Source organism: Pseudoalteromonas piscicida, assembly GCF_002208135.1.
Lineage (GTDB): Bacteria > Pseudomonadota > Gammaproteobacteria > Enterobacterales > Alteromonadaceae > Pseudoalteromonas > Pseudoalteromonas piscicida_A.
The window spans coordinates 3,793,316-3,818,209 of record NZ_CP021646.1; the positions used below are offsets into that span (position 1 = coordinate 3,793,316).

Genomic DNA, 24,894 nt, shown 5'->3' on the forward strand with positions numbered 1-24,894 from the left:
GCCTACTCCTTACGCTGCTTGATTATTTCGATGTGTATGCAGAGTAGAAAAATAGACGTCCTCTAAATCGGCAGGTACCGCTTCAAACCCTTCGGGTGCTTGATCAGCAAATACGTTAAGTAAGGTCTGACCCGCGAATAAACGCTTAGAAATAACCGGTAAGTTTTGTTCTACTTCTTTCGCTTCAGCGAGCGTGACTGACTTACGCCAGATTTTTCCCTGTAGCTGCTCAGTGAGTGCAATAGGATTACCTTCAAGTAAAATTTGTCCGCTCGCCAGCACGGCCATATTCGGACATAGCTCAGACACATCCTCCACGATATGCGTTGATAAGATAACCACTTTACTCTCACCTAAGCCAACGAGTAGGTTGTGAAAACGATTACGTTCTTCTGGGTCTAATCCCGCCGTCGGTTCATCGACAATGAGTAAATCAGGGTCGCCAAGCAGCGCCTGTGCAATGCCAAAGCGTTGACGCATACCTCCAGAAAATCCGCTGACCGCATTTTTACGGTGATCATATAAGTTCGTTTGTGCGAGCAATCCGTCAACGGCTTCTTTACGCTCTTTTTTATTATTTAATCCTTTTAAAATTGCCATATGATCCAATAGATCATACGCACTAACGCGTTGGTACACACCAAAATCTTGCGGCAGGTAGCCTAACCGTGCGCGTAGTGCCTTGGGTTCTTTTAAAACATCCACACCATCGAACTGTATGGTGCCTGCATCCGCCGACTGTAATGTGGCAATCGTGCGCATCAACGATGATTTACCAGCGCCATTGGGCCCAAGTAAACCAAACATTCCCTTTGGAATAGTCAGGTTTACACCTCTCAAAGCATGAACACCATTATCATAGGTTTTTGAAAGTCCTGATATTTCGAGCATTTTTATTTCCTTCCCGGATTTTTATTATTGTCCTTTTTATAACATTTACCTGAGTTAGTGACAATTAACATAAACATATCAATTGAAAATAAAAGTAAACACTGAAACACTAAGAAACATTCTTAGTTAACAAAACCCAAGGAAAACTAACATGCAAGATCACGCCAACCACCCACTGACGGATTTTATTGAATACCCTCACGAGGAAATGCTAAGTCGTGCGGAAGCATTCTTGGAAAACAGTAAAAGACGTCATAGCATCCGAGCTTTTAGCGACCGCCCAGTACCGCAAGAAATCATTGAAACTTGTATCAAAGCAGCGGGCACAGCACCGAGCGGTGCAAACCATCAGCCATGGCACTTTGTGGCGATTAGTAGCATGGATAAGAAACAACAGATCCGAGCCGCAGCCGAGGATCTCGAGCGCTCGTTTTACCAAGGCCGTGCCGGAGATGAGTGGTTGGACGCATTAAAACCTTTGGGCACAGACGCACAAAAACCTTACTTAGAACATGCCCCTTGGCTTATCGCTATTTTTAGTCAGAAAAAAGGTGGGATCCACGCGGAAGACAAAAATACCAACTACTATGTTCATGAATCGGTCGGGATCGCCACAGGGTTTCTTATTCAAGCTCTGCATAATGCAGGACTTGCAACACTGACCCATACCCCTAAACCGATGAGCTTTTTAACTGAGTTGTGCGGTAGAGACAAAGATAACGAACGTCCTTATATGTTACTGATTGCGGGTTATCCAAGTGAAGATGCAACTATTCCAGAGCACGCAACGGTGAAAAAGTCGCTTGAAGAAATCGCTTCGTTTATTTAAAAGCTCGGATCAGCTAGCTGTCACTGTGCAGCTAGCTGATCGCCTTCGTTTAGGCCGCTAATCACGAGCGTTTTATTACCTGCTTCTTCGCCTAGCCTGAGATAGCGCTTGTGAAGTTGGTCATTTTCTACTACCTCGACCATCGCCAATTGACCATGCTTGCTGATCAAATTAGTTGGTATTTGGATAACCGACTGCTCGCCAAGCACCAGCTCAACCAAAGCGTACATCCCAGGTACCACATTCTGCATCAAAGGCATATCCAGTTTAATAATAAAACTGCGCGCTTGGCTGTCGGCAATTGGCACCATCTCCGACACTCGCGCAGTTTGGGTTATATCTAGCGCAGGTATGCGTACTTTAATCTCGCTCCCTAGCTGAATATGCTTAACTTGGCTCTCTCGAATTGGTGCTTCAATCTGCAATTGCAATGGATTGAATAGCGAGATGATGGCGCTACCAGGACTAACCATGCTGCCTGGCTCTTTTAAGCGCTCCACCACTTTACCGGAAATAGGAGCTGTTATTTGCGTGTAACCCAGCGCGACTTCAGCACTGCGATACGCTTCTTGCAATGCATTATCTTGTGCTTGTAACTCGTTGACCGCGGCTTGCCACTCATCCACTTGATTAATCGCGATAAGCCCTTTTTCATTGAGAGTTTTGTTGCGCGCTAATTGCTTAGTTGCTTGTTCTAGCTTAGCTGAATTCGCCGCTTGCTGCGCCGCCACTCTTTGCAGCTCCGCTTTAAGCTCTGCATCATCAAGTGTCGCTATTAGCTGTCCTGCAGAGACTTTATCACCGGCTCTTACGTTAAGCGTTTTAAGCTCCGCCAATAACCGGCTGGACACTAACGTATTTTCTTTTGCGACCACACTCGCAGGCACTTGTTCAATCATCGCAATCAGCGACTTTTGCACGGTATAACGTGCTCCTTGATAGGCTGGAAGTTCGGACTTATTACCCGGAGCTAGCTTATTTTGGAATCCACCAGCAAGCCATACGACCATCAATAATAGGCAAAAAATAGCAAGAACAGGAATAAAGATTTTATTACGAGACATGAGAAGACTCCTGAACTGATGAGGTGTTAATAGAGTGGTTAGATGTCGATGATGATTTGAATACTAAATAGTAAACGATAGGCACGACCAGCAGTGAAAATAACGTTGAAGCAATGATCCCGAAAATAATAGCAAGGGCGAGACCACTAAAAACCGGATCTAAGATAATCACTAAATTGCCTAATAACGTCGTACCCGCAGTAAGTAATACCGGTCGCATTCTTACACTTCCCGCCGCAATCAATGCATCGATTAGTGCCATACCGGCCGCGCGAGACTGATTAATAAACTCCACCAAAATAAGGGAGTTTCTCACCACTATTCCGGCCAGCGCTATCATTCCTATCATCGCGGTCGCTGTAAATAACACAGGCTCTGGCGCACCAGCAATCACACGCTCACCAAATTGATTGAGCAACCAAAAGCCCGGCATAATCCCTATCATGGTGAGGGGAATAGCCGACATAATGATAAGTGATAAGCTACTAGACGCTGTTTGTATCCGCAGAATGATAAAAATCGCCACCAGAGCAAACGCAAATGCGATCCCCATGTCTCTAAACACATCTATGGTAATGCGCCACTCACCTTCGCCTTTGAAGGTATAATGGGTTCCCTCTAACATTGACCAAGTTACTCCACCGCCACTGTGTAGAAAGGTGCGAGACGTCCAATTGCTCGGTGTTATCTGTTGATTTTCATCCGCAACCACATCGGCTATAACCTCTGCTGGCGTACGGCCATTTAGCTCCGCAAACACATAAATCACTTCTTGCAGATCTTTGCGAAGGATCACGGGAGCCGTAGGGATAGATGTTAATTCGCCAAGTTCACCAATCGCAACAAGAGGCCTCGCAGCCTGCTCTAAGCCATATTTCTGAGTGGTTTTTGCCAACGCCTGACGACCACGGACTTGCATCGCTAACACGTTTTGCCATTGATTACGCTGCGCGTAACTTACACCCAACTCGATGGGCACTGTTGCAGCCTCACCTTGGGTATATAAAAAACCAGCTGGCATGCAGCTGCTTGCAACCACTAACGATTGATTAATATCCTCTGTGGCCACACCAGACAGCGCGGCCTTTTGTTTATCAACCACAAACCGCTTTAGCAATGTTGGTGAAGCCATAGAGGTGTCAACCTCAACCACATGTGGCTCTTGCCTTAAGCGATGCGCTAACCTCTGGGCTGCTTGCTCTTGCGTATCGCGAGAAACAAACGGATCTGCATAAACCTCAGCAACGAGTGTGCTTAACACCGGAGGCCCCGGCGGTACTTCCACCACTTTCACTTGCGTCAACGTTTGGTTAAAAGGCTGAAGCTTTTCGCGCAGCCGCATGACGATGGCGTGAGATTGGTGTTCTCGTTCGTTCTTATCCACCAATAAAACCCTAAGTTCGGCAAGATGAGTACCGCTACGACGATAATAACCTCGCACCATACCATTAAAATCCATACTGGAAGGTTTACCGACAAAAGCGGCTATGTCGGTCACTTCAGTTTCTGACCAAACGATTTGCTGTACTTGCCTCGCCATTGCAGCCGTTTGCTCAAGGCTGGTTCCCTCGGGCATATCTATCAGTACTTGGATTTCACTTTTATTGTCAAACGGCAGCAATTTCAGCGGTACGGCCCTAAAAATAGGGAGGCTAACACTCGCAACGAATAGCCCTAACACGCCCCATAATAACCACTTAGCTTTGCGTGGGCTTTGTAAAATTGGCAGCATGATTTTGCTGTAGTACGAGTCTTGAGGCGCTACTTCGTTTGTTTTTGAGTCCGCTTTGAGTAACTTTTTAGACAACCAAGGCGTCACTAAAAAAGCCACTAACGTCGAAGCAATGACACTAATGGGGACGTTAAAAGCCATGGGTGCCATATATGGGCCCATCATGCCAGTAATAAACGCCAATGGAATAAACGCCATGATAATAGTTAACGTTGACATCAAAAGCGCAGACTTGATCTCGACCATCGCGGCAACGATGTTATGATCAGTATCAGCCGCCGCGCCACGATGAATAAACCGGCTAATATTATCAATACCTGTGATTGGGTCATCGACTAGCAACCCCAACGACAAAATAAGCGCAAACAAAGTGACTCGATTAATGGTGTAACCAAACGCAAAGTCCAAGCCAAGTGTAATGCCATAGCAAATCGGCACAGCAAGACCAACAACGATTGCAGGCCGCCAACCTAAAAATACACCGACAAATACCACAACGGTAAATACCGCAAAGGCTAAGCTTGAAGTGAGATTATTGACTTTGTCATTGGCTGTCTCACCATAATTTCTTAATACTTTTACCGATACCTCTTCTGGAAGGAGATCCCGTTGTAACTGGGTCACAAGCGCTAAACTTTGCTCTGCAACCGTCACGGCATTGCTGCCCTTTTGCTTTGCCACGCCAATCGTCACTAAGGGAGCTGCAGTCTGGGTGTCGCTACTTGCTAACCACTGATAGCTATCTGGCTCACTAGGACCATCAAAAACCCGCGCAACTTCCTTTAAAATAATGGCACGACCATTGATTACATTCACCGTGAGGCCTTCCAGTGCCGACTTATTACGAAGGACATCACCAGATTCAAAAGCAATCGTGTTACTGCCCGCCGTCACTTGTCCTACTCGTGTCACTAGGTTACTACTTTGGATTGCACCTAAAACGTCCATTGGTGTTGTTTGATGTGCGGCAAGGGCAGCTAAGTTCAACTCAACCCTAAGTGCTCTCGTGCGCCCGGTAATAACCGAAACCTCGCTGGTATCTGCGATACTCTGTAACTGGATAGCTAGTTCTTGTGCAAAGCGCGTTAGCGCGTAGTCATCATATAGCTCCGGCTTTGAACTTGTCAGTCCGAGCATAAGAATCGGAACGTCATCGACTTCTATTGGACGGATCTGCCACTGAGTGACAATTCCCGGCATAGTATGCTGATTGGCATACAGCTTAGTGTAGGTGTTGAGAATGGCTTTCTCTCTGTCTTCACCCACATGAAACCTTAACGTAACAACCGTACCGCCGGTTTGGGTCGTAGAATAGACGTGTTCAACACCCGGAATTTGCAGTAGTAACTTTTCAAGTGGTGTGGTGACCAATCGTGCGACTTCTGGTGAGGCAGTATTTGGCACCGATACATGAATATCCAACATAGGCACCACTATTTGTGGTTCTTCCTCTCGTGGTGTCATTTGCAATGCAAATAATCCAAGTACCACAGCGCACAAGAAAATAATCGTTGGCAAGCGGCCTTGTAGAGCATACCGAATGACACCATCTAACTTTTGCATCTCTGTCGTTCCTGTTACTCTGCACTTGAGGCGCAGAACAGCTGATATAAACTCTCGAGTAGCACAGCGACTCGGCTATCTTTAACGTGATAATAAATCGTCGCCCCCTCACGACGAGTAGTCACGATTTGTGCCTTTCTCATGCTGGCTAAATGCTGTGATAAGGCAGACTGCGCTAACGGCACCATTTCATTAAGCTGGCTGACGCTGAGCTCTTGCTTTTGTAATGCACACAAAATCATCAAGCGATTTTTATTCGCCATGAGCTTTAGCAATGCTTCTGCCTGCTCGGCATTTTGTGCCATTTGCTGAAGATCCATGTTCACTCCCAAAAAATAAATATGCTTAAAGTATAGACACAAACATTAGTGATGTCTAATATTAGAAATAACTAATATTAAAGGTGACACTCATTATGACCTTACATCCTCTACTTAGATTAGTCGCAGGCGTTATGTTTGCTATTTCTTTACTGCTCACACATTTTGTCAGCCCAAACTGGGTTTGGTTTAGTGTGTTTATTTGTGTCAATTTAGTGCAGTCAGCTTTTACTAATTGGTGTCCTATGATCGTTATATTGAAGAAACTTGGCATTCAGGAAAGGTGAGTCATAATGAAACCGATAACCCAATAAGGAGCTACACATGCTGATATCTGCCCAAGATGTATTGAAGACAGTAAAGCCTAACCAACGCTGCATTGACGCGGTACAAGCAAAATCAGAGATTGCACAAAACAATGGTCTGCTTATCGACGTGAGAGAGCCGGCTGAACATAGTCAAAAGGCAGCCAACGGCGCGGTAAATATCCCAAGAGGATTGCTAGAATTTAAGCTTCCAGAGCTAGAAAAAGACGCAGACAGGCCAATTTATTTACACTGTGCCGCGGGTGGCCGTGCTATTTTTGCCGCAGAGCAATTGACACGTATTGGTTATACCAATGTTAGTGTGATCACCTGCAAAGCTGAAGTGGTGTGTGACACGCTTTAAGCACATTATGACCTTCTTTTTATTGAGGCACTGAGTCACAAAACTTTATTAGGCTCAGTGCTTTTTCTGGATTTCATTTCTTACCCAACCTTAAAATTCGCTTTAAAAGCATTTAAATCATAAAGTTAATTAATTTAGAAAATTATTGTCATATGACAGTTTGAACACTGACGTAAGCTTGTCGGCGTGTTTTAATGGAGAAACAGGCAAAGTGGAGACAACAACTTAACTGGAGTTCAATATGTCTGACTTAGAAAAACTAGAAAAAGCCACCTACAAAGTGTATTTCCAAGATGGAGAGCACCAGATTGCATGTTGCGCAAACGTTTTAAATGGCTGTGAGTATGTTTTCGTTGATGATGTTTGTGTTTCTAAAAAGCGCAATTTTTCTTTTGGGGGCACCCATAGATTTACTTTTGCAGATCAGGCTTATGAAGCTAGATTTTGTGTAATTAACAGTTTTACTTTTGAAACTGAGTGTTTACTACTCAAAGGCAGAAAAATTCTTGGTCGCCAGTCAAGTACCCCTCTGAACGATCAACTGACCTTAGCCAAGGTCATATTCACTTTTATGGGCTACGGCCTAGTTGCAGGCTTTTGTATATTTACTCTCGCGTACTACTTGGGACGCTGGTACGGCAGCACCGCACTTTAAGTTCATCAAGGATGTAGATAATGCAAATAAATAATAATACAGTAAAGCTGTTGCGAACCGAAAAGAGTTGGACTCAGCAACATTTAGCAGATGCCTCTGGAGTTAGCCTACGCACAATTCAACGCGTCGAGAGCGACGGGACAGCAAGTAAAGAGACTGTCATGAGCTTGTGTGCGGTGTTTGAAATCTCCCAATCCAAGCTTATTGATTTGACTGACATGTTCCAAAGTAAAGAAAACAAAGAAGAAAAAACAGTGAGTTATCATTTATTCTTGTTTACTGCAATATTATCCCTAAGCGTTGGGAGCGTTATCGGCGCAGGCCTGATCTATCTGATAATTCGATAAATACCTTATTTTTATAGCAGCTGAAATCCATAAAAAGGAGTGCTAAAACATGGCACTCCTTGATTCTTCCTACGCTCGGTTTGGAATAATTTTTATTTCTACTCGGCGGTTTTGCGCCTTACCTTGCTCCGTATCATTGCTCGCGATTGGTTGAGATTCACCCATGCCCTCTGCGTACAAGCGCGCAGGAAGTACCTGCTGTGATAATAAATACTGCTTTACGCTATTCGCGCGCTGCTCAGACAACGTCTGATTGAAGCTGGCTGAACCAGTAGAATCTGTATGACCTACAATCGTAAGGAATGTCTTATCATATTGCTGCATCACACGGGCGATGCCTTGAAGTGTATTGTAAAAGCTCGGGCTGATGGCTGACTTACCTGTCGCAAAAGTAATGTTTGATGGCAACACTAAGCGCATTTGATCGCCTTCACGGACAACCTCAACACCCGTTCCTGCAAGCTCTTGATTAAATGCAGCTTCCTGCTTGTCCATATAGTTACCAATCGCGGCACCTGCAATTGCACCAACCGCAGCACCAATGGCAAGACGTTTGTCTTTGTGGTTACCAGTCGCTTTACCTAACACCGCACCGGTTGCCGCACCAATCGCCGCACCTTTACCTGTGTTATTCATTTCACAGCCAGACAAAGCAACCACAACGGCTGCACCAATTAACATATTTCTTGCTATCATCTTCCCACCTGAGTTCATTTCAACTTGATTGTCTATATTGTTGCAATAAACAATTAACTCTGGCTGAAGCCTTGCTGATTTTTTTATGGATGAGCAGGGACCAAGTCGCTCAAGTGCTCAGAAACTGGTGGAAGTTTATACTTTGCAACGACAGCATCGAGCTGCTTTTTTACAGCTAATTGCCTCATAGTTAAGCGAATTTTTTTCGCAAGCTCTGTGTCGCTAAAGCGTTTGCTCATCGCCATATGACCATAAATCGGCTGAGCGTGGCGGTACGAGACCTTTTTTAGTTTTTCGATGGGCTGGCCAAGCACTTCCATCGCCACTTCGGCGGTGTCCTCCACCGCGATAACCAGATCAACGCGCCCTTTTAGCAATAAATCAAACGCCACTTGCTCACTAAATACAGGGACCTTATTGAGCTGGCGATCTTCATCAAAGCGAGGATAAAAAACGCCACCACGCACAACTGCAATCCGCTTGGTATAGAGATCAGTATATTGCTCTACCCGAATATCGCTGTCTTGCTTGGCATAGAAGACAAACGAGGACGTCAGTGCCATGTAGGCGGGCTCGACAAAGTTGATTAACTTTTCTCTTTGAGGCGTACGTATTAACCCCCCATTACATCAACTTCACCTTGCGCTATCATCCGCATACAGCGGGAGAAAGGACATGGAATGGTATTTATTTGATAATTAACACCAACCTGAGCTTGCACAGTTTCTAGAATATCTAAGATTAAGCCTTGTACTTCACCATTATCTTTAATAATGCTATATGGTGGTGCGTGATCAACAGCGACATTTATTTGCTGAGCAAAACCAGAGAAGCTCGCCAGCAAAAAAAGTAAACACGGCAATAGAGAAGTCATTCGCATAGTATTTATCCAACTCAGATGCCGCAGCATCACAAGTCATAAATATGTCATATAGATTTGTCAGGATATAAGGTTAACAATATCACAAGGTACGCTATGTTTCTGAAAATATTTTATCAGTTTTTGTTATTGGGATGTACGAGCTTCGGGGGGCCAGCAGCCCATCTTGGGTTCTTTAAAAAGCACTTTGTCGATAACTTAAAATGGCTGAGTAATGAGCGCTATGCCAGTATGATCAGTCTGTCACAAATACTACCAGGACCTGGTTCTAGCCAAGTCGGATTCGCGATTGGTTTAGAAAAAGCTGGAATACTAGGAGGGATCGCCGCCTTCTTAGGGTTTACTCTACCTTCTTTTTTGCTCATGATCATGCTGGCATTAACCGCTGAGCAGCTTTCAGGCACCGCGCTAAGTGTCATTGATGGGTTGAAATTGTTTGCTGTTGTTATCGTTGCCGATGCAGTATTGAGTATGGCAAAAAGCTTTTGTAAAACCACAGCGCTAAAGTTCGTTGCTTTTTTAGCCACACTCACGTTGTTGATGCTGCCAAACTTAAGCGCACAGTTAGGTGTGCTTATGGCACTTGTCGTCGCGGGTTGCTTTTACTCTTTCAGCAATGCGCCAAGCGAGCAAAGTCAGAAAAAAAGCAAAATTAACTGGTCGGTATTTGCGCTATTTATCGGCTTATTTGCACTAACCTTTGCCGCGCTTCCGAGCCAACTATTTGCCGAATTTTATCAAGCAGGTGCTTTAGTTTTTGGTGGTGGTCACGTCGTGCTGCCGCTACTACAAACCAGTGTTGAGGGAATCACGCAAGAAACCTTCTTAACAGCTTATGCCGCAGCGCAAGCCATTCCCGGACCTATGTTTACCATTGCAAGCTTTTTGGGTGCAGTTGTCGACAACACACATCCCATTTTAGGTGCGGCTATCGCGACGCTCGCTATTTTCTTACCGGGCCTGTTGTTAATGTGGGCTTTTAACCAGCAATGGCAATCGCTTATTGCATTGCCAAGGTTTGCGAGCATTAGCGCAGCCTTAAATGCAGGTGTTGTGGGGATTTTAGCCGCCGCGTTTTATCAACCGATTTGGCTTTCTGCGGTGCACAGTCTGCTCGATATCATCGCGGTGGTATTAGGGTTTGTAGCGCTTAAATGGCTGAAGCCCGCGATATGGCAGTTGCTTATTGCCTTTATGGTGTTTGGTGTTATCACTGGAAGTGTGTAGGCCACGCTTTGGTGGCCCATCTGATTATTCTGAGCTTGCGTCGGGTTTGCTACCAGCGCGCACTTTCACTCGGTGTGCGCCAAAGTAATCACTCACGCTTTGGTATGGACGTAAACCAAATGCTGGCATTACGCTTAGCATGTAGTCCAAAATATCGGCTTGTAGGTGCTCATAAAACACCCAGCGTTTATCACGACTAAAACAGTAAAATTCTAGAGGCAAGCCATGTTGCGTGGGGGCAAGTTCTCTTACCATGCATAAGCAATCTTGATTAATGGCATCATGCTGCTTCAAGTAGGCCTCTGCGTAGCGTCTAAATAAGCCTAAATTGGTGATATCACTGGGTACATCTTCAAGCTTTTTCAGTAGCGGATATTGCTCTGTTAGCGACGCTCGTTTGTGCTCTACCAACGGCTCTATGCTAGTAAAATCAATATGAACAGCGCGTTTGATACGGCGCCCTGCTGACTCTTGCATTGCACGCCAGTTTTTAAATGAATCGGAGATCAGCATATAGGTTGGTATGGTTGTGACGGTATTATCCCAATTACGTACCCTAACGGTATTTAAACCAAGATCAATCACCTCGCCGTCTGCACCAAATGCGTCAACTTGGATCCAGTCACCGGTGGTTACCAGTCGGTTGGCCGCGATTTGAATACTCGCAACCAATCCCAAAATCGTATCTTTGAATACCAAAATAATGACCGCAGCGATAGCACCAAAACCGGAGAGAATATAAGTCGGTGATTTATCCACCAAGATACTCACCACCAGTATAGAACAAACTATAAATATCAGTAGTTTAATTACCTGAATAATCCCTTGGATCGGCACTTCTTTGGCGAATGGAAAAAGGTTATAAACGCCATTACCTAAGTTGACTAAACTGCTAAATAAAAACCCTGATGCCACCACTAAAATGACATATGCCAGCGTTTCCATCACCACAAACACCCAAGCTGGCGCGACAAATAGACGCTCGTGGTAGGCGGAAAAAACCAATAAACACAATACAAAGGCAAAGCGGCCGCTAAATTTACTTAACTGAGGGGCAAGGTGACCAATTTTACGCGGGGAAATATGGCGCGCAAGATTTTCTACATTGGGCAGCACCAAACGGCGGATCACCCAATATAAAAGCAATAACCCGACAACCGCGACACCGTTTGTGAATAAAGCACTGATCACAGTGCCCTGCGGTAACTCTTTTAACCATGGTTGAACGACATCATGAAGGTGATCGAACTTCATAGCTGTTTTAGCTCCTCATTGAGCGTGTCACTTGGCTCCGTCGAATGCAGCCAATGCGCTTCGAGTTGGCAATCTTTGCGTTGCCACACTTCATTCATAAAAGACTGAAACTGTACACGATAAGCTTTATCGGCTTGATAGTTGCCAAGTGGCACTTTCTCCATCGCGATATAGTCTATTTTTACATCAATTGCATCCAAGCGTCCAAGCGTAAATGCACGGCAAATATGCTCACCCTCTAATTCATAAGCCAAAGTCGCATTGAGCATGCCATCAAGCTGCTCAGATAACACTTCAAGGGCAAACGCTACACCGCCGGCTTTTGGTTTGAGCAAGTGCTTGAACGGACTATTTTGATGCGCATGTTTTGCTTTAGTATGACGAGTGCCTTCCACAAAGTTGATTACGGTTGTGGGGTGGTCACGAAAATTTCGACAACTGGCTTTGGTGCGTTCAACATCCATCCCTTTAAGCTTGGGGTTTTTGGCTATCTGCGCTTTACTCGCACGCTTCATAAATGGCATGCCCATTGCCCACGCACCAGTGCCAATAAAAGGCACGTATTTTAATTCATCTTTTAGGAAAAATTTAGGTGCAGGTAACACCTCCATGGCACTCAGCACAACGATATCAAGCCAACTAAGATGATTGGAAATTAATAAATACCACCCTTGAGCGTGTAATTCTTTTGGCAAGCTCACCTGTATTTTGTCGCACGCAATGCGCAAGCCAAGGTAATTGCCTTTACACCACATACCGTAAAAGAAGTGCAGCGCTGTAGAGATAAACTTAACTGGCGCAAACAGTTTTATGATGCCAAACAAGAGCACCAATAAACCACACACAAAGGTATTTACCAACAGCCACACACTGGCCGATAGCCCGAGAAACCACTTAGGTAGTATTTGTTTTAACATCACAACATCCTTCTACTACTTCTTATTGGCAAGCTCCACAAGTTGTGCGTCTTTGGCTTGCCACAATGCGTTTAATTCGGATTGGAAACGCACTCTAAATTCGGGATCATTCGTGTAGTCGCCTACCAAGTTTGCACTGACCGGCATTACTTCCACCTGAACATCTACTGACTTAACTTTACCAGCGATAAAGTCTGCAAAAGTTGGTACACCACCGGGGTAGTGGATGGTGACGTTCACCACTTTGCTGATTTGCTCACCCATGGCTTGCATCACAAACGCGATGCCTCCTGCTTTGGGTTTGAGCAGGTGCGTAAATGGGCTTTTCTGCTTACTATGCTTGTGTTCGGTGTAACGCGTACCTTCAACGAAGTTTACAATACTTACAGGCATTGTTTTAAACTTTTCGCATGCTTTTCGCGTCGTTTCTATATCTTTACCGCGCAATTTAGGATTTTTCTTTAATTGCGACTTGCTGGTTCGTGTCATAAAAGGAAAATCGAGCGCCCACCAAGCAAGACCAAGGACGGGTACGTAAAGCAGCTCTTTTTTCAAAAAGAAATTCAAAAACGGGATTTTGCCATGAAGTACTCGCTGCAACACTAAGATATCCACCCAACTTTGGTGATTGGCGATAACCAAGTACCAGTCTTTGCGTTTTAGCTCATCCAGTCCGCTAACATTGAGCGTATACGGCGCAATGAGGTTTTGGCTCACTGAATTACACGCGACCCAATTACTTGCACACGCTTTGGCTATATAACTCATGGCTTTTTGTAGTGGCGAGATGGGCAGTAGCTTTATCAAGCCACAAATAAAGATCGGTATAAACCAAAATATAGTATTAACGGCGTACAGCAAGATGCTGATCACTTTACGAATAAACGACATTCATTCCCTCATCGTGTTTTACGGCAGAGCTGTATCATACCTTGAAAATCACACACAATTAAGCCGACCAGTTGGTCGGCTATAATTTATTCCATTTCGCAACTTGTAAATCAATCTTCGAAGTAAGTATAACCTTCAAGTCCGGCGTTTAACTCTTGTAGATACTGAGCTTTAATTGACTCCGGCAACGACAAGGCCGCGACCTGCTGAGCGTAGTTCTCAGATAACACCGCTTTGTCATAATGAACAAAACGCAGTACATCTTCAACACTGTCGCCCTTGATTGCATTAGTGAGTTTATAACCCTCATCACAAAGCTCAACGTGTACTGAGTCTGTGTCACCAAATAAGTTATGTAAATCACCCAATATTTCTTGATAGGCCCCCACTAAGAACATCGCAACGTGATATTGCTCTCCCGGCACATACTCAGGAATGGGTAGACTTGACTCGATACCAGCGCCCTCAACATAACTGTTGATTTGACCATCAGAATCACAGGTGATGTCCTGAATAATCGCCCTTTGGGTCAACGGCTGATTGAGCTTGTCGATAGGCATCACCGGAAATAGCTGGTCAATACCCCAAACATCCGGCAGTGACTGGAACAACGAGAAGTTTACAAACAGTTTATCAGCCAGCTTTTCATTGAGGTCGTCCAATACTTCTCGGTGTGCTCTCGCATTCTCACTTAAGCACTCACGCACTTTATGAAGTGTTGTGAAGTAAAGCTGCTCAAGCTGTGCCCACTCTTGCATGCTGATCAAACCATGCACGTATTGGTCGTGTGCGTCGCTAAACAAATGCATAGCGTCATGATAAGTTTCTAAAGCCATGCGAGGGGTTAATTGTGACAACGAATGCCATAACTCTTGCAACACCAATGGGCTGGCATCTTGTGGTTGCACCGGTTCGACTTGATTTGGTGCTTTTTCTACGTCAATCACATCAGTGATAAGCATCGCGTGATGGGCAGTTAATGCTCGGCCAGATTCAGTAATAATATCCGGATGCGGAATGTTATTCAGCTCCGCAATGTCATGAAAAGCATGCACCACATTTTTCGCGTATTCCGCCACCGTATAATTCATTGAGCATGAACTACGAGAGCCAGAGCCTTCGTAGTCCACTCCGAGGCCACCGCCAACATCAACGATACGCAGCGGAACACCCAGTTGGTATAGCTCAGCATAGTGACGCGCACACTCTTTAAGCGCACGTTGAATATCGCGAATATTGGCAACTTGCGAGCCGATATGGAAGTGTACCAACTGCATTAAGTGCAAACGATTATGCGACTTAAGCAACTCAACCGCTTGCAGCACTTGGCTTGCAGTAAGACCAAATTTGCCTTTTTCACCACCGGTATTTTGCCACTTGCCCTTACCAACTGAATTAAGACGAATACGAATACCAATCGACGGTTCAATGCCTAAATCGTCGATTTCTTGTAATAAGGTATCCAGTTCAGAGAGCTTTTCAACGACTATGTTTACTTGATGACCCATCGCTTGACCAATGCAAGCTAAGCGCAAGAACTCACTGTCTTTGTAGCCATTACAAACAATGGTGATAGGTTGATGTGCCACACCCAAAATTGCCATTAGCTCAGGCTTAGAACCGGCTTCAAGACCAACAAGACCACTTGGATGCGCTAATAACTTGCTGACAACCGAGCGCTGCTGATTCACTTTTATTGGGTAAACACAAGTGTACTGGCCTTGGTAATCACGTTGAGTTCGTGCTGCAGTAAATGCTTGAGTCAAGGTATCGACACGATGTTTTAAAATGTCAGTAAAACGCACCAAAACCGGCAAAGTTAGCCCCTGCGCTTTAAATTGCTCAGTTAACTCTGGAAGAAGAATTGGTGGCTTAGTGCGATCACCATCAGGAAACGCCACTAACTGGCCTTGTTCATTGATATCAAAATAGCCGTCACTCCAGTGGGTAACGTTATAGATAGAACGTGCTGTTTGCAGACCCCAAGTCATTGCTGCTCTCAATTAATTCTTTATAAAGCTTCATTCTAATACGCGAGGCAAGTCAATGCGACCTAAAGTTGCGTTTTCATTAGCTTACAAACCTGATAAATCGGCCATGCTTGATTAGAACTAATATGAGGCAAAGTACAAAATGTTGACTAAAATTGATTGAGCAAAGGCGCAAGCACTGGCAAAATTGCCTTAATTTTTATCAAGTGTGAACACAATCATGGCAAACTTAGAAGCAAACCGTTGGTTTACAGAAATTAGCGACCGCGATGGCAGCGCTTTTTCACTTAGAGTCAACAAAAAATTAGACGAAATCCAATCACCATTTCAAAAAGTAGAAATGTTTGAAACGACGGATTTTGGTAACCTGATGATCATTGACGGTTGCACTATGGTGAGCACGCGTGAAAACTTTTTCTATCACGAAATGATGAGTCACCCAGCGCTATTCTCCCATCCTGCACCTAAAAATGTTGTGATCATTGGCGGCGGCGACTGTGGCACATTGCGTGAAGTATTAAAGCACCCTGGCGTTGAAAAAGTAACTCAGATTGATATCGACGAAGTTGTGACGCAAATGTCTTTGAAATACTTCCCTGAACTTTGTGAGTCTAATAACGATCCTCGCGCCACTGTGATGTTTGATGATGGCATCAAATATATGCGTGAAGCCGAAGCAGAGTCTATCGACGTTATCATCGTTGATGGCACCGATCCTGTTGGCCCTGGTGAAGGTTTATTCAACCACGCATTCTACAAGAGCTGTTTAGCAGCGCTTCGCACTGGCGGTATCATGATCCAGCAGAGTGAATCACCACTAATGCACATGCCGTTGCTACTAGAAATGCGCGATGCAATGTTGGAAGTAGGCTTTGTTGATCTGCAAACCCTGCCTTTCCCACAACCAATCTACCCAAGCGGTCTGTGGTCAGCAACGATGGCGCGTAAAGAGCAAAAGTTTGCCGGATTCCGCGAACAAGACGTTGATAACGCAACATTTGATACTGAGTACTACAACACAGGTATTCATAAGGGTGCATTAGCAACACCTAACTTTATGAAGCGTGCTTTCGAAAAGTAGGCCGAATCAAAATATAAACTTAATTGTTAAAGTGTGGTAGCTCATACCTGACTCTACAGCTTTGATGATTAGGTTAATATTTCACCTACTCTGAAATTATGAGCGAACAACAGACGTTCGCTCTAGCTCGTTTTTGAACAAAAACGTTTTGTGTCCTTGGTTTAACGGCTTTGTTAGCTGTACTTTACTAGCACTTCTCTAGTAAACCGATAAAAACAAACTGCCGCTAATAGCGTAAAAATCGAGGGTATAAGAAATACAAACACCTCAATTAATCCAAGCTCTTCAGAACTATCTACAATTGAACTAGCTACAAATGAAGAAAAAATTGTAGCAACAATAGAGATTTTAACTCCTTTGGCATGCTTACTTTTTGTAACTTTATCAAGCTTAACAAATGCGAAAAGTACTATGAAAAGAGATATTAGATAAGTAAGAGTATCTACTATCATCACAGCGAACTCAGCCAGTGACATCCCATACATATTCTTGATAATTTCTCCGAACATTTCCACTACTCAGGTTTTCCTTGTACAGCTATCGCCCGCGTAATAAGCGCGAGCTAGCGAGCGTCCTGATTGACGCGTTTGTTAGATTGTGTTGCACGAATAAAATCAAGATCACTAGTGATAACTCCAATACCCGATGCGACAACATCATCGTAGGATTGGGTGATCGATTCATGTCGAGACCATAGATAAACATCCGAACCATAGCTTTGCAATCTTGATGCTAGGCGTTCAGGATAGCCCCAAAAATACTTTGTCATCGAGGGAGGTATAAAAAGAATGGTGTTCCTACAGGAGTCAGGAACTAATCCCGCCCATCCAACTAAAAGATAATCTATTCCGCAGCTCTTTACACTACCAACACTTGCTAACCGTAAAGATGAATCCTTGTTTCGAAACCACTCCATACCTTTTGAAGAGGTAATTACAATATGGCTAGATTTTTTTCCAGATAGATATTCATATAGAGTTTCGAATGAACGTATGTCGTTATCCTTTAGGTTTAACCAAAACTCATGCTTTGGATACCGTTTATAAAACGCCTCTAACTTAGAAATCCCAAAACCTTTTCCTCTAAATGGGAAAGTCGCTCCATCATCAAACGTATATCCATATCCTGCATCAATATTTTTCAACTGTTCAAATGACGCTTTATGTACCGGCCCTGACCCGTTTGTAGCACAATCTAACGTCCAGTCATGAAAAACAACCAGTTGATCATCACGAGTTCTGTGAACATTTAGATGAATTACGTTCGCTCCGGCTGCAACGGAAGAAGCCACAGCTTCTAGTGTGTTCTCAATAGAATTGATGTTTGATGCTTTTATTGAAAGGGCGGTACAGCCAGTTTTATTTAGTTTTTCATAATTAACTGCGCTTCCGCCTCCTCGATAGGCCACGATCTCGCCATGTCGCTGTAGGTCAGGAACGAACACATAAGCGTTAACAACTCCTAGTATGATTATGCAAGACAGTGCGATCAAAAACGTCTTAACTATTTTTATAAACATTTATTACCCGAATCCTTGATAGATGCTCGATGAAAGCTAACGCTTACCATACAACGTTCTAAATCATATAACCAAGGTAAGAGAATATAATCAACTTGGTTTGATTCAAGCAAGCTCTCAATATACTTGCGACCATCCTTAGTAAGAGTAATTGAATGATCCCACTCTTTACGTTCAAAATAACTTGAGATCTTATGGGTAGGTAATTTTCCTAGGGATACTGGTATATTCCCCGACTTTGTGATGCCCTTACCCACAGATGCGTTAAAACTGTTAGAAAAGTTAGGGCTAAGTTCCTCACGTGCTGACTCATTATTGAAAACAATCACGCCTTTGTAGAGGTAGCAGAATTGATTATTGTGCGATTCAGGTGTTAACACACCGACTCTTTTAGAAGTTAATTTTTCATTTTGTGTACTTACACATCCCGATAAAATAACAATTAGAGAAATTAATATGGTGCGTAACATCTAAACTCCTTTAGGGGTATAACGCCGCGTTAAGTAGTGAGCAACGCCACCACGAAATCTAAACATACCACCTTAAACACAAAACCCAACGATGGAATGAAAAATGCCATGCGTTGGGAGTCTGTCTTAAACGCTTTGTTATGCGATTTTACCCAACGTGTGCTACAACCTTATGTGCTACTTGATTTGCCGGTTCATGTGAATTATCTATTGAAAGTAGATTTTCATGTCTAATACCAACAAACTTCATTTCAGTCAGCAACTTATTCATAGTATCTAAGCACGATAGTTTATACGAATTTACTCGTTCATCTGACTGCGACCTTTCTCTGATGATGTCGTGACTTGGGTTCAAGTGAACTGGATAAACCTCAATTCCATTGTCCGCAAAGAACTCTAGGTATTTATTAATTTCAACCGCATCACTTTCAAAGCAAGTCATATATGTCATAACTAGATGGGTAACACCTATTTCTTGAGCTTTAGCTATCGTTGTTCTACGAATTTGATTCGTGAAATCAAAGAAGTCCTTATCACCAAATTCATCGTAAATTGACAGACTTAAGTCTACTGCCAAATGGTTATGAAAAAGCTTATAACCAAAATGCTCAGCTAACTCTTTGGCTACTGTTAATTTTCCCGCTGCTGGCGCTCCATGCAACCATACTAACTTCATACTACTATCCTTGATATTGTGCAAATCGCATAACATTTTAGTATTTATGCGACACGCAGTTTGTGTTGCATAATCGCTTGTTGGACTGAGCCGCTACCCGCTCGATGTCTTAGAGTTGGTGTTATTTATGCTAAGGGAATTTGCTTTTTGGACGCTCTCACTTTCCTAGCCAGTGTATTCAGTTTAGCTAGTGTTATGTAAGCTTTCCCTGCATTGCTCAGCGCTCATTATGTATTCATTACACCTAAATTTACCTTAATAAGCAATTATATTTTTTAGCGTACAGAGGCCGCTAGCCTGAGCAATTAAGCAGGTTAACTAATTGATTTTGAGCAGCTATCAAGCTGCTAACTCTTTCGCTCTACTTTGGTCGTTGTTGCATCTAACTTGAATACGCCAATTAGCCGCAAGATACCTACCTTACAATGCTGACAAGGCCAATGCGGTATCAGTGTCACGTTTTCTTTCTTTGGCCTCTCCACTTTACCTGTGTGTGACTCTTGTGACTTTATTAATGCTAACTTTCGCTTGCGACATTTATTTGCTACTCATTTACTACAAAGTGGTGCAGATATCAGAACCGTGCAGGCTCAACTTGGTCATTCCGATGTAAAGACAACGCAAATATATACTCATGTTTTACAGCTAAGCGTAAACGGTGTTGTTAGCCCTTTTAGCAAAGTTTTCTAGCTTGTTATAGGCCAAAAACGAGTTACGCCTGCGGGTTCGTTTCTGACTCATACACAACGGTGATATTTGATTGAGCCCTGTTAGTAAAGACTAACAGATCACATTAAGACGTATTCAGATAAAGGGCTTAATTGCCCTTTATTTTTTCCAAAAACAACCGTTTTTGTTCTGGGGTTGCTTGTTGCCACCAATAGTCCAGCATGCCAACCACATCTGGATGTGCTGATTTAGGCGCCGCTGGCGTAACGGCTCGTGTGGTAGTACTTGGCGTTGAATAACGTGGTGCAGTGGGTGTTGAAGGCTCACTTGCTATCGCTTCCGTTACTCTTGGTCTTTCTTGTGTCACCACCAATGTTGTCGCTAACGATTCATTGGGTGCTTGCAACATAATCAATGGCTGATCTGCAAATGCCTTTGCCGCAACCACGTTGTCAGGTCTGTTAAATTCAACCTGATACTCGCCGTCTTGATCGATACTTACTTTCGCCCAGAATGGCTTCGACTCGATGGTTTCGTGGTCGTCATAGCCCACTTCATACAAGTCGGTGTAACGCATTTTGACCGCATACTCCCCTTTGGCTAAGTCCAACTCTCGCACTTTGGAGAAGAATGAGTGTTCAATGGTTTTATCATCAACTTGCAAGGGAATAATTTCTTCAGGAAAACTTAGCAACGCAGCCTGTGAAAGCGGTGACAACAGTAAAACAGCGGTCGCAAGCGTATATTTTAAGCGCATCTATTCACTCCTTCGTGAGTACCAAATCATTATACCTTGATGAGATTACTGCATACCTACGCATATCTCTACCCTTTTAATTGATGCGCAGTGGGATAACGCATCAAATCTATTGAGTCTCCTTGAGAGTTAGCTATGCTAGAGCAATTCAATATGCCAGATAAGGAAGGACCATGAGTTCAGAAACTATTTTTACCAAAATTATTAATCGAGAGATCCCAGCAGATATCGTTTACGAAGATGAACATGCACTCGCGTTTAGAGACATTAATCCACAGGCGCCATTCCATGTCTTAGTTATTCCTAAAACAGCAATTGCGACCATCAACGACGTGACTGAAGAAAACGCTCATCTTGTTGGTCATTTATATGTTGTTGCCGCCAAATTAGCGAAAGAACACGGCTTTGCAGAAGATGGTTATCGTGTAGTGATGAACTGTAATGATCATGGTGGTCAAACCGTATATCACCTTCATCTACATGTATTAGCTGGAAAAGAAATGGGCTGGCCACCTTATCAAGATACGAAAAAAGTACCACTTTAGATTATTCTCTGTTAAGCAATGTAAATGAGTAAGTTATTAACAGAAATCGTTAAAAGCTTACTTATTTCAATAAATTACATTTAAATGCATATTCTGTACATAATTTCGATTTATTATTTCGCTTTGTCATATAGCGGGTTTCTCTATCTTATACTAAAAATTCTAATACAAAAGGTCTGAATCCCATGTTAGCATTGATAAATCGGAAAAATTAGAGTGTGTCCTAAAATGAGCAGTAGTGCTTTTTTGTTATTAGATAAAGAGCCGGTTAACACCATTGGTATCAATGTGTTACAACCTTTGTTAAAAACCCAAGGGTTGGATGTTACAACTGGAACTGATATCTCAGATGTGCCAGAAGGCACTCGATTACTTTTCATCGAAACTGCAGTGAACGATTCTTGGGGAAAATTAAAAGAACAACTCGTCAACCTCAAAGTCAAATGCGATATCGTGCTGTTCAACTTAGATGAAAATCCGGAGCTTGCCAATCGTGCGCTGCTAAGCGGTATTCGCGGTGTATTCTACACGACAGATAACGCCGATGTGCTAATGAAAGGGATCCGGTTGTTGCTTGAAGATCAACTTTGGTATCGCCGTGACGTGATGTGTAATGTGTTAAATCGCATGCTGCAATTTAATAAAGATGCATTACATAAACTAACCGAAGGTGATATCGAACCTGTGAAACTCACTAAGCGAGAAAAAGCAATTATCGCGCTCATGAGTAAAGGTGCGAAAAACAAAGAGATCGCTGAAGAACTAAATATCAGTCCTCATACGGTGAAAACGCATCTATACAGTGCATTTCGTAAAACCAAATGTCGTAACCGTATAGAACTTCTTTCTTGGGCTCAGCAGAATATTCCTGACGAAATTCGCTAAGTTTCATATCGAACCTGCTCACGCAAGTTGGCGAGGGGAAGACAGCGCTGACATTATGATATCGGCGCTTCTCTCGGTTATACACTTTACTGCCTTACCGAATCCCTCTATGCTAAGTTTTTATCGCAACTGAAAGCAATTTTAGGTACATGCTCGACCCAAAAACCCTCTACCTAACCAGTCTCGTCATGACTGCAATGATGGCACTCCTTACTTTTTTAACGTGGCGAGCGAATAAAAGCACTCCCGGAACACTGCTCTATATTTTTTACCCTCTGGTTTTGCTCTGTGCGATTTCTTCCTTTGCATTACACGGCTATTTTGACAATTGGGAAACCATCCCCATAGCAAATACCTTGCTATTCGCGGCTTCCATCATCCACTGCATGGCGATAAGGCAATTTTTAGGGATTAAAGGTCCGTCCTTTAAAATATTTCTCGGCGTTACCGCTGGGCTTTTCATCTTATTGATGTACAGCAGTATTTTCTCTCCAAACCTAAGAGACAGGATTCTTATCTCGGACTTACAGCATCTAGCTGAAGCCGCGCTACTGCTGTATTTCTTTAGTCGCTTTGCACGAAATAAATACCCTAACGGCAGCATAGTCTATATCACTATTCTACTTATTATCTTGGTGATATTTACAGGCAGAACCCTACTAATGGGAGAGGTCACGCATTTCACACTTTTCAAAGAGAACTGGTTTAGCATCACTATTTTTTTCAATGGCGTCCTTGCACCCATTTTTTATGCAACGGGTATGGCGCTGTTATGTAACGAGCAAAGAGAACAAAACCTTAATAAATTAGCATTAAAGGCACAACAGGACCTAGAGCTGCGCGGCATGTTTTTATCAACGATCAGTCATGAGATACGAACCCCGCTTAACGGCATTTTAGGTAGCGCCCAACTTGTATTGGGACGCACCAGAGATAGTCGCAACAAGGCCTACTGTGAGGCCATCGTAAACTCTGCTGAATCGCTAAACTTACTGATTGATAAAGTACTAGACTACGCCAGTTTGGAGCAAAGTGATGAAGCCTTGTACGAAGAGGATGTTGAGCTTAGAAGTTGGCTACAGAATCTTTGCTTGCTGCTAAGCCCTCTTGCGGAACAAAAAAAACTGCACTTTGAATTGGTGTACGAGCTGCCCGATCAAGTGTGCTATTACTTTGACCAACAAAAGCTGAGACAAATTCTTATCAACCTTGTTGGTAATGCCATTAAGTTCACCGACAAAGGGGAAGTAAAGCTCAAAGTTGAGATTTTAAAAGACCAACAAATTGAGCATAAAGTGCGTTTTAGTATCACGGACTCGGGGCCAGGTATTGATAGTGAAGATATTAATAAACTGACCGAGCCTTACGTACAAAGTAGTGCAGGTAAAGTTAAGGGTGGCACAGGCTTAGGGCTTGCTATTACCAGTCGCCTACTCAACCGCTTGAATTCACAACTGGAGATCCAAAGCGAGCTAAACAAAGGCAGTACATTTAGTTTTGATTTACTGCTAAACATTGGTGAGCTGAGCTTAGTTGAACAGCGCCCGCAGCACGATAACTGTATTACCGGTTTAAAAGTACTTTTGGTAGAAGATCTAGACCTCAACCAAAAAATCGCTATTGAGTTTATGGCCGAAGACGAACATAAGGTTAAATTGGCAACCAATGGTAAAAGTGCCATCGAGATGCTAACCCAGCACCATTTCGATGTGGTGTTGTTAGACATGAATTTACCCGATCTTTCAGGGCAAGAAGTACTAAAGCAGCTACAAAACTGTGAGCATAAAAACAAACGAACTCCTTTCCTAGCCTTTACTGCCAGCCTCAGCCCGGACGAGGTAAAAGAATACTTAGCGCTTGGCATTCGCGATATTGTTGGCAAACCGATAAAGCAAGAAAAATTACGCCAAGCACTTAGCGAGTCACAGTCTCCGAAACAAGCCAATGTCAGTGTGGAATTGCCCGATATCCTGTACGATGAAACGGCTGTAAATGCCCTAAAATCTGGATTTAGTGAAGATGAAGTTTCCTCGATTTACAACGAGTTTGTGTTGTCGGCTCGTAATAAACTCATCCATATTCAGCAGTTATTAGAACAAGACGAAGATCAATGTATCAGGCAGCTTCACCGTCAAGCCAGTACTGCGTTACAACTAGGGTTTAACCGCTATGGCTCAAACTTGAAAAAGGCAGAGCGCCGCTTATTGGATGGCAAAACCTGTCATGATGAACTCACAGAAGCCATGTCGTTATGGCAAGATAGCCTTGCAGCTTATCTCCACTTTGTTCGTAAAGAAGCGATGGGTTAAGCGTCATTAAACGCATGTTGTTCGACATCATAATAAAACTTGTTCATGCTAAGTGAG

General features: G+C 43.4%; 26 protein-coding genes and 2 pseudogenes. 11 read left to right on the plus strand and 17 right to left on the minus strand.

Annotated features, from left to right (window positions below):
* Positions 1-9: 9 nt before the first annotated feature.
* Positions 10-891, minus strand: coding sequence for an ABC transporter ATP-binding protein (locus B1L02_RS17400; protein WP_010606823.1), 882 nt, complete (start codon positions 889-891; stop codon positions 10-12).
* 151 nt (positions 892-1,042) lie between these two features.
* Here B1L02_RS17400 and B1L02_RS17405 point away from each other — a divergent pair, with 151 nt between their 5' ends.
* Positions 1,043-1,720, plus strand: coding sequence for a nitroreductase family protein (locus tag B1L02_RS17405; RefSeq protein ID WP_088532021.1), 678 nt, complete (start codon positions 1,043-1,045; stop codon positions 1,718-1,720).
* 20 nt (positions 1,721-1,740) lie between these two features.
* Here the strand turns inward: B1L02_RS17405 and B1L02_RS17410 are convergent, their stop codons facing one another.
* The 3 genes from B1L02_RS17410 to B1L02_RS17420 are packed head-to-tail and all read right to left on the minus strand — an operon-like array spanning position 1,741 to position 6,399.
* Positions 1,741-2,784: an efflux RND transporter periplasmic adaptor subunit gene (locus B1L02_RS17410; protein WP_088532022.1), complete on the minus strand. Its 1,044-nt coding sequence runs from the start codon at positions 2,782-2,784 to the stop codon at positions 1,741-1,743.
* The gene (locus B1L02_RS17415; RefSeq protein ID WP_088532023.1) at positions 2,774-6,079 is read right to left on the minus strand and encodes an efflux RND transporter permease subunit; all 3,306 of its coding nucleotides are present in this window, start codon (positions 6,077-6,079) and stop codon (positions 2,774-2,776) included. The genes B1L02_RS17410 and B1L02_RS17415 overlap by 11 nt, the downstream gene beginning before the upstream one ends.
* 14 nt (positions 6,080-6,093) lie before the next feature.
* Positions 6,094-6,399, minus strand: a complete 306-nt coding sequence (locus tag B1L02_RS17420) for an ArsR/SmtB family transcription factor (RefSeq protein ID WP_088532024.1) — start codon at positions 6,397-6,399, stop codon at positions 6,094-6,096.
* Positions 6,400-6,494: 95 nt separating this feature from the next.
* Between B1L02_RS17420 and B1L02_RS17425 the strand changes: the two genes are divergently transcribed.
* The 4 genes from B1L02_RS17425 (at position 6,495) to B1L02_RS17440 (ending at position 8,070) form a co-directional block, all read left to right on the plus strand.
* The gene (locus B1L02_RS17425) at positions 6,495-6,686 is read left to right on the plus strand and encodes a YgaP family membrane protein (protein WP_088532025.1); all 192 of its coding nucleotides are present in this window, start codon (positions 6,495-6,497) and stop codon (positions 6,684-6,686) included.
* 37 nt (positions 6,687-6,723) lie between these two features.
* The gene (locus B1L02_RS17430; RefSeq protein WP_088532026.1) at positions 6,724-7,068 is read left to right on the plus strand and encodes a rhodanese-like domain-containing protein; all 345 of its coding nucleotides are present in this window, start codon (positions 6,724-6,726) and stop codon (positions 7,066-7,068) included.
* Positions 7,069-7,309: 241 nt separating this feature from the next.
* Entirely contained in the window at positions 7,310-7,723 is a 414-nt protein-coding gene (locus tag B1L02_RS17435; RefSeq protein WP_088532027.1) for a hypothetical protein, read from the plus strand.
* A 20-nt stretch (positions 7,724-7,743) separates the two neighbouring features.
* Positions 7,744-8,070 carry a helix-turn-helix transcriptional regulator gene (locus tag B1L02_RS17440; RefSeq protein ID WP_088532028.1) on the plus strand — a complete coding sequence of 109 codons (327 nt, stop codon included), beginning with the start codon at positions 7,744-7,746 and terminating at the stop codon, positions 8,068-8,070.
* Positions 8,071-8,139: 69 nt separating this feature from the next.
* Here B1L02_RS17440 and B1L02_RS17445 read toward each other — a convergent pair whose 3' ends face one another.
* The 3 genes from B1L02_RS17445 to B1L02_RS25200 all read right to left on the minus strand — a co-directional run bounded on the left by B1L02_RS17445 (position 8,140) and on the right by B1L02_RS25200 (position 9,646).
* Positions 8,140-8,766 carry an OmpA family protein gene (locus B1L02_RS17445; RefSeq protein ID WP_088532029.1) on the minus strand — a complete coding sequence of 209 codons (627 nt, stop codon included), beginning with the start codon at positions 8,764-8,766 and terminating at the stop codon, positions 8,140-8,142.
* Positions 8,767-8,849: 83 nt separating this feature from the next.
* Positions 8,850-9,329: a substrate-binding periplasmic protein gene (locus tag B1L02_RS25195; RefSeq protein WP_250644909.1), complete on the minus strand. Its 480-nt coding sequence runs from the start codon at positions 9,327-9,329 to the stop codon at positions 8,850-8,852.
* A gap of 50 nt (positions 9,330-9,379) precedes the next feature.
* On the minus strand, positions 9,380-9,646 hold the full coding sequence (locus B1L02_RS25200; protein ID WP_250644910.1) for a transporter substrate-binding domain-containing protein: 267 nt from the start codon (positions 9,644-9,646) through the stop codon (positions 9,380-9,382).
* A gap of 96 nt (positions 9,647-9,742) precedes the next feature.
* Between B1L02_RS25200 and chrA the strand changes: the two genes are divergently transcribed.
* On the plus strand, positions 9,743-10,873 hold the full coding sequence (chrA, locus tag B1L02_RS17455; protein ID WP_088532030.1) for a chromate efflux transporter: 1,131 nt from the start codon (positions 9,743-9,745) through the stop codon (positions 10,871-10,873).
* Between the two features lie 24 nt (positions 10,874-10,897).
* Here the strand turns inward: chrA and B1L02_RS17460 are convergent, their stop codons facing one another.
* The 4 genes from B1L02_RS17460 to speA form a co-directional block, all read right to left on the minus strand.
* The gene (locus B1L02_RS17460; RefSeq protein WP_088532031.1) at positions 10,898-12,127 is read right to left on the minus strand and encodes a mechanosensitive ion channel family protein; all 1,230 of its coding nucleotides are present in this window, start codon (positions 12,125-12,127) and stop codon (positions 10,898-10,900) included.
* Entirely contained in the window at positions 12,124-13,044 is a 921-nt protein-coding gene (locus B1L02_RS17465) for an acetyltransferase (protein ID WP_088532032.1), read from the minus strand. The genes B1L02_RS17460 and B1L02_RS17465 overlap by 4 nt, the downstream gene beginning before the upstream one ends.
* Before the next feature lie 15 nt (positions 13,045-13,059).
* Positions 13,060-13,935, minus strand: coding sequence for an acyltransferase (locus B1L02_RS17470; RefSeq protein ID WP_088532033.1), 876 nt, complete (start codon positions 13,933-13,935; stop codon positions 13,060-13,062).
* A gap of 110 nt (positions 13,936-14,045) precedes the next feature.
* Positions 14,046-15,926 carry a biosynthetic arginine decarboxylase gene (gene speA / locus B1L02_RS17475; RefSeq protein WP_088532034.1) on the minus strand — a complete coding sequence of 627 codons (1,881 nt, stop codon included), beginning with the start codon at positions 15,924-15,926 and terminating at the stop codon, positions 14,046-14,048.
* Between the two features lie 220 nt (positions 15,927-16,146).
* Between speA and speE the strand changes: the two genes are divergently transcribed.
* Positions 16,147-17,007: a polyamine aminopropyltransferase gene (speE, locus tag B1L02_RS17480; RefSeq protein ID WP_088532035.1), complete on the plus strand. Its 861-nt coding sequence runs from the start codon at positions 16,147-16,149 to the stop codon at positions 17,005-17,007.
* 173 nt (positions 17,008-17,180) lie between these two features.
* On the opposite strand, the gene B1L02_RS17485 is transcribed toward speE, so the two are convergent.
* From B1L02_RS17485 to B1L02_RS25205, 5 genes and pseudogenes are all read right to left on the minus strand, one after another.
* Positions 17,181-17,516, minus strand: a complete 336-nt coding sequence (locus B1L02_RS17485; protein WP_010378185.1) for a hypothetical protein — start codon at positions 17,514-17,516, stop codon at positions 17,181-17,183.
* 53 nt (positions 17,517-17,569) lie between these two features.
* Complete coding sequence (locus B1L02_RS17490) at positions 17,570-18,526, minus strand: glycerophosphodiester phosphodiesterase family protein (protein WP_088532036.1); 957 nt, start codon at positions 18,524-18,526, stop codon at positions 17,570-17,572.
* Complete coding sequence (locus tag B1L02_RS17495; RefSeq protein WP_088532037.1) at positions 18,517-18,996, minus strand: hypothetical protein; 480 nt, start codon at positions 18,994-18,996, stop codon at positions 18,517-18,519. The genes B1L02_RS17490 and B1L02_RS17495 overlap by 10 nt, the downstream gene beginning before the upstream one ends.
* A 148-nt stretch (positions 18,997-19,144) precedes the next feature.
* A complete protein-coding gene (locus B1L02_RS17500; RefSeq protein WP_088532038.1) occupies positions 19,145-19,672 on the minus strand; it encodes an AAA family ATPase in 528 nt (175 codons plus the stop codon).
* Positions 19,673-20,019: 347 nt separating this feature from the next.
* A pseudogene (locus B1L02_RS25205) lies at positions 20,020-20,220 on the minus strand (IS91 family transposase); the annotation flags it as partial.
* On the opposite strand from B1L02_RS25205, the pseudogene B1L02_RS17505 reads away from it, so the two are divergent.
* A pseudogene (locus B1L02_RS17505) lies at positions 20,201-20,362 on the plus strand (tyrosine-type recombinase/integrase); the annotation flags it as partial. The pseudogenes B1L02_RS25205 and B1L02_RS17505 overlap by 20 nt on opposite strands.
* A 127-nt stretch (positions 20,363-20,489) precedes the next feature.
* Here B1L02_RS17505 and B1L02_RS17510 read toward each other — a convergent pair.
* Complete coding sequence (locus tag B1L02_RS17510) at positions 20,490-21,098, minus strand: DUF2057 domain-containing protein (protein ID WP_088532039.1); 609 nt, start codon at positions 21,096-21,098, stop codon at positions 20,490-20,492.
* A 173-nt stretch (positions 21,099-21,271) separates the two neighbouring features.
* Here B1L02_RS17510 and B1L02_RS17515 point away from each other — a divergent pair, with 173 nt between their 5' ends.
* The 3 genes from B1L02_RS17515 (at position 21,272) to B1L02_RS17525 (ending at position 24,837) form a co-directional block, all read left to right on the plus strand.
* Positions 21,272-21,643 carry a histidine triad nucleotide-binding protein gene (locus tag B1L02_RS17515; protein ID WP_088532040.1) on the plus strand — a complete coding sequence of 124 codons (372 nt, stop codon included), beginning with the start codon at positions 21,272-21,274 and terminating at the stop codon, positions 21,641-21,643.
* Positions 21,644-21,871: 228 nt separating this feature from the next.
* On the plus strand, positions 21,872-22,528 hold the full coding sequence (locus B1L02_RS17520) for a helix-turn-helix transcriptional regulator (protein WP_010376437.1): 657 nt from the start codon (positions 21,872-21,874) through the stop codon (positions 22,526-22,528).
* A 149-nt stretch (positions 22,529-22,677) separates the two neighbouring features.
* Positions 22,678-24,837 (plus strand): ATP-binding protein, encoded by a 2,160-nt coding sequence (locus B1L02_RS17525; protein ID WP_088532041.1) that lies wholly within the window; start codon positions 22,678-22,680, stop codon positions 24,835-24,837.
* Positions 24,838-24,894 lie beyond the last annotated feature (57 nt).

Excerpts from the sequence above, each read along its gene's own strand:
- B1L02_RS17500 (WP_088532038.1), bottom strand. The coding sequence starts at position 19,672 with ATGAAGTTAGTATGGTTGCATGGAGCGCCAGCAGCGGGAAAATTAACA.
- B1L02_RS17495 (WP_088532037.1), bottom strand. The coding sequence starts at position 18,996 with ATGTTACGCACCATATTAATTTCTCTAATTGTTATTTTATCGGGATGT.
- B1L02_RS17420 (WP_088532024.1), bottom strand. The coding sequence starts at position 6,399 with ATGGATCTTCAGCAAATGGCACAAAATGCCGAGCAGGCAGAAGCATTG.
- B1L02_RS17485 (WP_010378185.1), bottom strand. The coding sequence starts at position 17,516 with ATGTTCGGAGAAATTATCAAGAATATGTATGGGATGTCACTGGCTGAG.
- B1L02_RS17405 (WP_088532021.1), top strand. The coding sequence starts at position 1,043 with ATGCAAGATCACGCCAACCACCCACTGACGGATTTTATTGAATACCCT.
- B1L02_RS25195 (WP_250644909.1), bottom strand. The coding sequence starts at position 9,329 with ATGGCACTGACGTCCTCGTTTGTCTTCTATGCCAAGCAAGACAGCGAT.
- B1L02_RS17410 (WP_088532022.1), bottom strand. The coding sequence starts at position 2,784 with ATGTCTCGTAATAAAATCTTTATTCCTGTTCTTGCTATTTTTTGCCTA.
- B1L02_RS17520 (WP_010376437.1), top strand. The coding sequence starts at position 21,872 with ATGAGCAGTAGTGCTTTTTTGTTATTAGATAAAGAGCCGGTTAACACC.
- B1L02_RS17425 (WP_088532025.1), top strand. The coding sequence starts at position 6,495 with ATGACCTTACATCCTCTACTTAGATTAGTCGCAGGCGTTATGTTTGCT.
- B1L02_RS17430 (WP_088532026.1), top strand. The coding sequence starts at position 6,724 with ATGCTGATATCTGCCCAAGATGTATTGAAGACAGTAAAGCCTAACCAA.
- B1L02_RS17470 (WP_088532033.1), bottom strand. The coding sequence starts at position 13,935 with ATGTCGTTTATTCGTAAAGTGATCAGCATCTTGCTGTACGCCGTTAAT.
- B1L02_RS17515 (WP_088532040.1), top strand. The coding sequence starts at position 21,272 with ATGAGTTCAGAAACTATTTTTACCAAAATTATTAATCGAGAGATCCCA.
- speA (WP_088532034.1), bottom strand. The coding sequence starts at position 15,926 with ATGACTTGGGGTCTGCAAACAGCACGTTCTATCTATAACGTTACCCAC.
- B1L02_RS17465 (WP_088532032.1), bottom strand. The coding sequence starts at position 13,044 with ATGTTAAAACAAATACTACCTAAGTGGTTTCTCGGGCTATCGGCCAGT.
- B1L02_RS17400 (WP_010606823.1), bottom strand. The coding sequence starts at position 891 with ATGCTCGAAATATCAGGACTTTCAAAAACCTATGATAATGGTGTTCAT.
- B1L02_RS17490 (WP_088532036.1), bottom strand. The coding sequence starts at position 18,526 with ATGTTTATAAAAATAGTTAAGACGTTTTTGATCGCACTGTCTTGCATA.
- B1L02_RS17435 (WP_088532027.1), top strand. The coding sequence starts at position 7,310 with ATGTCTGACTTAGAAAAACTAGAAAAAGCCACCTACAAAGTGTATTTC.
- B1L02_RS17510 (WP_088532039.1), bottom strand. The coding sequence starts at position 21,098 with ATGCGCTTAAAATATACGCTTGCGACCGCTGTTTTACTGTTGTCACCG.
- chrA (WP_088532030.1), top strand. The coding sequence starts at position 9,743 with ATGTTTCTGAAAATATTTTATCAGTTTTTGTTATTGGGATGTACGAGC.
- B1L02_RS17525 (WP_088532041.1), top strand. The coding sequence starts at position 22,678 with ATGCTCGACCCAAAAACCCTCTACCTAACCAGTCTCGTCATGACTGCA.
- speE (WP_088532035.1), top strand. The coding sequence starts at position 16,147 with ATGGCAAACTTAGAAGCAAACCGTTGGTTTACAGAAATTAGCGACCGC.
- B1L02_RS25200 (WP_250644910.1), bottom strand. The coding sequence starts at position 9,646 with ATGCGAATGACTTCTCTATTGCCGTGTTTACTTTTTTTGCTGGCGAGC.
- B1L02_RS17445 (WP_088532029.1), bottom strand. The coding sequence starts at position 8,766 with ATGATAGCAAGAAATATGTTAATTGGTGCAGCCGTTGTGGTTGCTTTG.
- B1L02_RS17415 (WP_088532023.1), bottom strand. The coding sequence starts at position 6,079 with ATGCAAAAGTTAGATGGTGTCATTCGGTATGCTCTACAAGGCCGCTTG.
- B1L02_RS17440 (WP_088532028.1), top strand. The coding sequence starts at position 7,744 with ATGCAAATAAATAATAATACAGTAAAGCTGTTGCGAACCGAAAAGAGT.
- B1L02_RS17460 (WP_088532031.1), bottom strand. The coding sequence starts at position 12,127 with ATGAAGTTCGATCACCTTCATGATGTCGTTCAACCATGGTTAAAAGAG.